General features: G+C 62.0%; 6 protein-coding genes. 4 read left to right on the forward strand and 2 right to left on the reverse strand.

Going from position 1 to position 5,045, the window contains the following annotated elements; genetic code table 11:
- A partial coding sequence (locus ABYW26_RS10220) for an MFS transporter (RefSeq protein WP_372604739.1) occupies positions 1-1,205 on the reverse strand: 1,205 nt, incomplete at its 3' end.
- Between the two features lie 150 nt (positions 1,206-1,355).
- Here ABYW26_RS10220 and ABYW26_RS10225 point away from each other — a divergent pair.
- Positions 1,356-1,985, forward strand: coding sequence for a DNA-3-methyladenine glycosylase (locus tag ABYW26_RS10225; RefSeq protein WP_372604740.1), 630 nt, complete (start codon positions 1,356-1,358; stop codon positions 1,983-1,985).
- Positions 1,982-2,653: an alpha/beta hydrolase gene (locus ABYW26_RS10230; RefSeq protein WP_372604741.1), complete on the forward strand. Its 672-nt coding sequence runs from the start codon at positions 1,982-1,984 to the stop codon at positions 2,651-2,653. The genes ABYW26_RS10225 and ABYW26_RS10230 overlap by 4 nt, the downstream gene beginning before the upstream one ends.
- Here ABYW26_RS10230 and ABYW26_RS10235 read toward each other — a convergent pair.
- Positions 2,650-3,084 (reverse strand): VOC family protein, encoded by a 435-nt coding sequence (locus ABYW26_RS10235; RefSeq protein ID WP_372604742.1) that lies wholly within the window; start codon positions 3,082-3,084, stop codon positions 2,650-2,652. The genes ABYW26_RS10230 and ABYW26_RS10235 overlap by 4 nt on opposite strands.
- A 205-nt stretch (positions 3,085-3,289) precedes the next feature.
- Here ABYW26_RS10235 and ABYW26_RS10240 point away from each other — a divergent pair, with 205 nt between their 5' ends.
- Positions 3,290-3,874 carry an HNH endonuclease gene (locus ABYW26_RS10240; RefSeq protein WP_372604743.1) on the forward strand — a complete coding sequence of 195 codons (585 nt, stop codon included), beginning with the start codon at positions 3,290-3,292 and terminating at the stop codon, positions 3,872-3,874.
- Between the two features lie 100 nt (positions 3,875-3,974).
- Positions 3,975-5,045 (forward strand): glucose-6-phosphate dehydrogenase (gene zwf, locus ABYW26_RS10245; RefSeq protein WP_372604744.1); only part of this gene is annotated, 1,071 nt, incomplete at its 3' end.

A 5,045-nucleotide genomic window follows, 5' to 3' on the forward strand; every position in this document is an offset into this window, starting at 1 on the left:
AGCGCCAGCCAGATCAGCGCCCCGCCGGCCAGCACCAGAAACGGCACCATCGCCAGATTGACAGCGGTCCAACCCACCTGCGCGGTGCCGCCCGAACAATTCATCAGCCCGCCCGAGGCCAGCGACGCGAAAGTCACCCCGCCGAACACGATCAGGTCGTTCAGGCCCTGAACCTTGCCGCGTTCCTCGGGCGCATACGCGCCTGCCAGCATGGTCGTGGCGCCGATAAAGCCAAAGTTCCAGCCGATCCCCAGCAGCGCCAGCGCGATAAAGAAATTCTCAAGATCGACACCGTTCAGCGCCACCAGACCAGCCCCGGCAAGGATCGCCAGACCGGTTGCCACCACTTTTTCCACCCCGAATTTGGCGATGAAATGGCCGGTAAAGAACGATGGAATATACATCGCCAGCACATGGGTCGTCACCACGTTGGCGGCATCGGCCTTGTCAAAACCACAGCCCACAACCGCCAGCGGCGTCGAGGTCATCACCAGATTCATCAGCGCATAGGACACCAGCGCACAGATGATCGCCACCGCGATGCGCGGGGTCTGCAACAGCTCAAGCCTTGAGCGGCCGCGCGGGGCGTCATGTGCCGGAACCGGCGGTTTCGGGATGTCGAGAAACAGGAACAGGAATGAGCCGACAAGGTTGATCCCCAGCACCACCAGATAAGTGCCCATGAACGGCACGATCATCGCGTCGGCCGTGACCTTGACCAGTTGCGGCCCGATCACCGCCGCCGCCAGCCCGCCCGCCATCACGTAAGAGATCGCCTTGGGGCGGAACGCCTCGGAGGCGGTATCGGCAGCGGCAAAGCGATAGAACCCCTGCGCCGACATGTAGATCCCGGTAAAGAGCGACCCCAATAGGAAGATCGGGAACGAGGCCTGATACAGGCCATACGCGCCGATCGCCGCCCCCAAAGCGCCGCCGCCGGTGCCGACAAAAAACCCGGCGCGGCGTCCGAATTTCTGCATCAGCGCCGAAATCGGTGTCGCCGTCAGCATCGACCCCAGCACGATCATCGAGATCGGCAGCGTCGCGAAACAGGCATTTTTCGCCAGCGATTGCCCGGCCAGCCCGCCAATGGTGAAAATCATCGGCATCTGCGCCCCAAGGAACGCCTGTGCCATGACAAGAAACATCACATTGCGCCGGGCGCGGGCGTTGTCGGGGGCGGGGGTGTCGGTCAGTGTGCTCATGATGCTGCCATACTGTGCCCCCATGACGTTGAAAAGACGCCACAGATGCAGAAGATACGATATATTGTCGTAACGTTGCGCCCAGTTTCGGGGGCGCGGCGGATTCTGGCCTCCGGCGGGGATATTTTCACGAAGAAGAAGGGGCGCGGCATGGTTGGGCGGATCATCGAGACCACGGATTGTCTGGCCGAAGGCGCGGCGCATCTGGTGGCGGTCGAGCCGCGGTTCGGCCGGGCGCTGGAGATGACCGGGCCGCTGCCGTTGCGGCGGCGCGAGGACGGGTTCACGGCGCTGATGGATGCGATTGTCAGCCAGCAGGTTTCGGTGGCGGCCGGGAACGCGATCTGGGGCCGGTTGCAGGCAGCGGGTCTGACCGGGCCGCGCAAGGTGATCCGGGCCAGTGATGACGATTTGCGGGCCTGTGGCCTGAGCCGACAAAAGATCCGCTATGCGCGGGCACTGGCGTCGGCGCGGATCGATTATGCGGCGCTGCGCGCGCAACCGACCGAAGAGGTGATCGCCACGCTGACGCAGGTGCCGGGGATCGGGCGCTGGACGGCGGAAATTTATGCGATGTTCAGTCTGGGACGGGCCGATGCCTTTGCGCCGGGCGATCTGGCCTTGCAAGAGGCGGTGCGGATGTTGTTTGAGCTGGAAGCACGGCCCAAGGAAAAGGCCTTGCGCCAGATGTCTGAACCCTGGGCCCCGTGGCGGGGCGTTGCGGCGCGGGCGCTTTGGGCTTACTACCGCGTGGCAAAAGAACGGGAAGGAATCCGATGACCAGAGTTTTGAAAAGCGCCCGGCGCGGCCCGGCGATTGGCGATGCTTCGTCGCTGGTGATTTTTCTGCACGGCTATGGCGCGGATGGCGCGGATTTGCTGGGCCTGTCCGATCCGCTGACGCCGCATATGCCGGGCACCGCCTTTATCGCCCCCGACGCGCCCGAGCGCTGTGCCGCCGCGCCGATGGGCTATCAGTGGTTCCCGATTCCATGGCTTGACGGATCCAGCGAAGAACAGCGCGACGCCGGGATGGAGCGGGCCGAGGACGATCTGAACGCCTTTCTGGATCAGGTCATAGCCGAAGAGGGTCTGACCCCTGATCGGGTGATCCTGTTCGGGTTTTCGCAAGGCACGATGATGTCGTTGCAGGTGGCGCCGCGGCGGTTAGAGCCGTTTGCCGGCGTTGTCGGGTTCTCGGGGCGGTTGATGCATTCGGAATGGCTGGTGGATGAGGTGATCAGCCGCCCGCCGGTTCTGCTGGTGCATGGCGACATGGATGACATGGTGCCGCCGCAATCGCTGCCCGAGGCTGCCGAGGCGCTGAGTGAGGCCGGGTTCGACGTCTATGCCCATGTCATGAAGGGCACCGGCCATGGCATCGCGCCCGACGGCCTGTCGGTGGCGCTGGCGTTCATGCGCAACCGTCTTGGGATGGAAGAAGACTAGAACGCCGACCAAAGCGACGGCTCGGCCATTTCAAGGGAATTCCCGGCCGGGTCGCGGAAATAGATCGAGCGCGGCCCGTGGGGCCAATGAAAATCGGCCTCGATCTGAACGCCTGCCGCAAGCAGCGCCGCGCGCCATGCGCTGAGATCTGGTTCCGGCACCGCGAAACATGCATGGCCGGGGCCGGGCGCGCCGTGAGGTGGCACCGGCATCGCCGGGTTCAGCGGCGGTTTCACGGTCTCGTCGGGGTTGAAGATCAGCAGCACCCCGGTGCCGACCCGGAAAAACACATGCCGGTTGCCGATCCGGGTCAGTTTCTCAAGCCCCAGCACGCCGCCATAAAACGCCTCGGCCGCGTCCAGATCGCGGGCGTAAAGCGCGGTCTCTAGCATCGCGGTCAGGCGCGGGGCAGGGGGATTCTGGGTGCTCATGCGATAAGCTTAAACTTTGAGCAGGATTTTGTCAGTCTCTGTCATTGGCCTGTGATCTGCGCGGGTTAGGGGTTTTCCTGCGAACCTTGGCATATGTAGGGCTTGTCAGACGAAACAGGCCATATATAGTAAAGTTGTGCTGGGGCGGGTTGCTCCCGCCTTGGTGCCGGATACAGGCAGACAGGGCGGAGGCGGAGTCACTTCGATGGACGGCGATTTCAGAACAACATTCGTACATCAACCCGGCGGGCTGAAGCATCACCCGGCGCTGGTGTTGAACGCGGATTACCGGCCCTTGTCCTATTACCCCTTGTCGCTGTGGCCATGGCAGGAAGCGGTCAAGGCGGTGTTTCTGGACCGGGTGGATATCGTGGCCGAATATGATCATGTGGTCCGAAGCCCCACCACCACCATCAGGATACCGTCGGTTGTTGTCCTGAAAGATTACGTCAAACCTCAAAAGCGCGTGGCCTTCACGCGCTTTAATCTTTTCTTGAGGGACGAATTTTCCTGCCAATATTGCGGCGGGCGCGGTGATCTGACCTTTGACCATGTCGTGCCTCGGGCGCGCGGCGGCATTACCAGTTGGGAAAACGTGGTCGCGGCCTGTTCGCCCTGCAACCTGCACAAGGGCTCGAAAAGTCTGAAACAGGCGGGAATGGCGCTGCGAAAAGCCCCGCGTCAGCCCGGCGCCGAAGAGCTGCGCAATGTCGGACGCAAGTTTCCTCCGAACCATCTGCATAAAAGCTGGATGGATTTCCTGTATTGGGATGCGGAACTGGACGCATAGGGGACATAGACTCTCGCAATTACTGATCTTACTGCTAGACTCTGCAGTGCAGCACTTGGCCGTTCTGGCGTTAAAGCTGTGGCGCAACTGGTAGAGGCTAATGGTTTTTCGCGTAATTCCGGTCGACCCGTTTGATCTGATCATCTTTGGCGGCACCGGCGATCTGGCGCAGCGCAAGATTTTCCCGGGTCTGTATCGTCGCTATCACGGCGGGCAGATTCCCGATGACGCGCGGATCATCGCCGCCGCACGGTCCGAGATCGACGTGGACGAATTCCGCGCCATATTGCGGCACTCGCTTGAGACCTATGTCTCGCCTGCCAGCCATGACCCCGACGCGATCGAGGCCTTCCTGAACAACTGTCATTACGTGACCATGGACGGGCGCGGCGAGGTCGGCTGGCGTGAGCTGGCCGAGATGATGCGCCCCGGTGTGATCCGTGCGTTTTATTTCTCGGTCGGGCCCAGCCTGTTCGGAGAATTGGCCGAGCGCCTGCATGAATGGGAAATCGCCGATGCCGACAGCCGGATCGTGGTCGAGAAACCCTTTGGCCATGATCTTTCGACCGCGCGGGAACTGAACCAGACGCTGGCCGAGCATTTCGACGAACATCAGATTTACCGGATCGACCATTATCTGGGCAAGGAAACCGTGCAGAACCTGATGGCGGTGCGCTTTGCCAATATGCTGTTCGAACCGTTGTGGAATGCCCGCAACGTCGATCACATCCAGATCACCGTGGCCGAGACCGTCGGCGTCGGTGGCCGGGCCGAATATTACGACCGCTCGGGCGCGATGCGCGACATGGTGCAGAACCACATGATGCAATTGCTGTGCCTGATCGCGATGGAGCCGCCCTATGCGTTTGAACCCGACGCGGTGCGGGACGAAAAGCTTAAGGTGATCCGGGCGCTGGACCCGGTGCATGCCGAAGATATCGTGCGCGGCCAATACGAGGCCGACGAGGCCGGGAAATCCTATCACGACGATGTGGAAAATCCCGACAGCCGCACTGAAAGTTTCGTGGCGATCAAGGTCAACGTGTCGAACTGGCGCTGGAAGGGCGCGCCGTTCTATCTGCGCACCGGCAAGCGCCTGCGCGAGCGGACCTCGGAAATTGCCGTGGTGTTCAAGGACCCGCCGCATTCGATCTTTGGCGAGGAAAACGCG

Source organism: Actibacterium sp. (assembly GCF_041584535.1).
In the GTDB taxonomy this organism is placed as follows: Bacteria; Pseudomonadota; Alphaproteobacteria; order Rhodobacterales; family Rhodobacteraceae; genus Actibacterium_D.

Bases quoted from the DNA above. Each gene is read 5' to 3' on its own strand.
- ABYW26_RS10240 (WP_372604743.1), top strand. From the start codon at position 3,290: ATGGACGGCGATTTCAGAACAACATTCGTACATCAACCCGGCGGGCTG.
- ABYW26_RS10225 (WP_372604740.1), top strand. From the start codon at position 1,356: ATGGTTGGGCGGATCATCGAGACCACGGATTGTCTGGCCGAAGGCGCG.
- ABYW26_RS10230 (WP_372604741.1), top strand. From the start codon at position 1,982: ATGACCAGAGTTTTGAAAAGCGCCCGGCGCGGCCCGGCGATTGGCGAT.
- ABYW26_RS10235 (WP_372604742.1), bottom strand. From the start codon at position 3,084: ATGAGCACCCAGAATCCCCCTGCCCCGCGCCTGACCGCGATGCTAGAG.